This window comes from Burkholderia sp. ZZQ-2 (assembly GCF_050768715.1).
In the GTDB taxonomy this organism is placed as follows: domain Bacteria; phylum Pseudomonadota; class Gammaproteobacteria; order Burkholderiales; family Burkholderiaceae; genus Burkholderia; species Burkholderia cepacia.
Map to the genome: position 1 here is coordinate 1 of NZ_LDVA01000104.1, position 1,513 is coordinate 1,513.

Consider the following 1,513-nt stretch of genomic DNA (forward strand, 5'->3'; position numbering starts at 1 on the left):
GTTCACCGGGCCCGGGCCCTCAGCGAATTCTCACCGGGCAGCGCCTGCGCGCCGCCCGTCATCGAAGCAATCCATGGATGTCATCGTCATCGGCGGCGGAATCAGCGGCGTCGCCACCGCCTACCAGTTGCGCGCGGCCGGCCATCGCGTATGCGTGGTCGAACGCCACGCGACCGTCGCGCAGGGTGCGACCTACGGCGACGGCGGCGCGCTGCTGCCGAGCCCGCTCGACGTCTGGTTCGGCCCGACCTTCATGCGCCAGCGCCAGCCGCGCGACAGCGGCATCGTCTACAAGCCCGGCTTCAACGGCGGCGTACGGCGCTTCGTCAAGCAGCTCGGCAGGCTGCGCGAGCCCGACGCGTTCGCCGCGCAGTACACGCGGCTGCGGCCGCTGATCGACGCGTCGCGCGACGCGCTCGCCGACATCGAGACGCGCCTCGAGCTCGAGTTCGAGCAGAAGCCCGGCATCCTGCACGTCGTGCGCGATCCGCGCGACTGGGAAGCGATGCAGCCCGCGCTCGACCTGCTGCGCACGCTCGACCAGCCGTACCGCCTGCTCTCCGCAGACGAATGCGCGGCACTCGAGCCGTCGGTGCCGGCCGAGCCCGGTTTCGCCGGCGGCGTGCTGCTCGAGACCGAGCGCACCGGGAATTGCCCGCTGTTCGCGAAACTGGTCAAGCAGACGCTCGACGAGCACGGCGTGCAGTTCCGCTTCGGCGCGGAAGTCGCCGCGATCCGCGTCGACAACGGCCGCGCCGCGGTCGAGCTCGTCCCGCCCGGCGACCGCCACGCGTCGACCGCCCGCGACGTCGACGTGATTTCCGCCGATGCGATCGTGGTCGCCGCCGGCGCCGGCAGCCTGCCGCTGCTCGACCGCCTCGGCTGGCGCCTGCCGCTGCACCCGGTGCGGGTCCATGCGCTGACCGCGCCGGTCGCCTACGAAGAACATGCGCCGCACCTGAACGTCATCGATTCGATCAAGCGCATCTCGATCACGCGCACCCACCAGCGGCTGCGCGTCGGTGGCGGCGCCGTGCTGCAGAGCCTGCCCGACACCGCGAAGCCGCTCGCCGAGCCGCTGTCCGAGGCCGCGCTCGCGTTGCTCGGCCAGGCCGTCCACGACTGGGTGCCCGGTGCCGCGAGGATCTCGGCCGCGCTGTCCTGGCAAGGTACGCAACTGCTGTCGCCGGACGGCCTGCCGGTCGTCGGTCCGACCCCGCATCCGCGCGTATTCGTCAATTTCGGGCACGGCCCGGCCGGCTGGGGGCTCGCATGCGGGTCTGCTAAAGTGGTGACCGACTACCTGGGCGGCGACGTGCAGCACTGGCGCGCCGACACGCTCGCCGCGCTAAGCGCCGGGCGCTTCACGACCTGACCGCCGCGGGCCCGTCCCCGGCGGCCGCCTTGCCAGCCGCCGCGACCCGGCGATGACCCCGCGATGACCGTTACCCTTCCGCTTCCCGATTCCGCTCCGATCGCGCTGCTGCGCGTCGCCGACCTGCGCGCGGCCGAA

1 protein-coding gene is annotated in these 1,513 nt (G+C 72.7%); it reads left to right on the forward strand.

Translation table 11 applies throughout. From position 1 onward, the window contains the following. Window positions 1-73: 73 nt before the first annotated feature. Window positions 74-1,375 carry an FAD-dependent oxidoreductase gene (locus ABY44_RS05640; protein ID WP_060174323.1) on the forward strand — a complete coding sequence of 434 codons (1,302 nt, stop codon included), beginning with the start codon at window positions 74-76 and terminating at the stop codon, window positions 1,373-1,375. Window positions 1,376-1,513: the final 138 nt, after the last annotated feature.

Bases quoted from the DNA above. Each gene is read 5' to 3' on its own strand.
- ABY44_RS05640 (WP_060174323.1), top strand. From the start codon at position 74: ATGGATGTCATCGTCATCGGCGGCGGAATCAGCGGCGTCGCCACCGCC.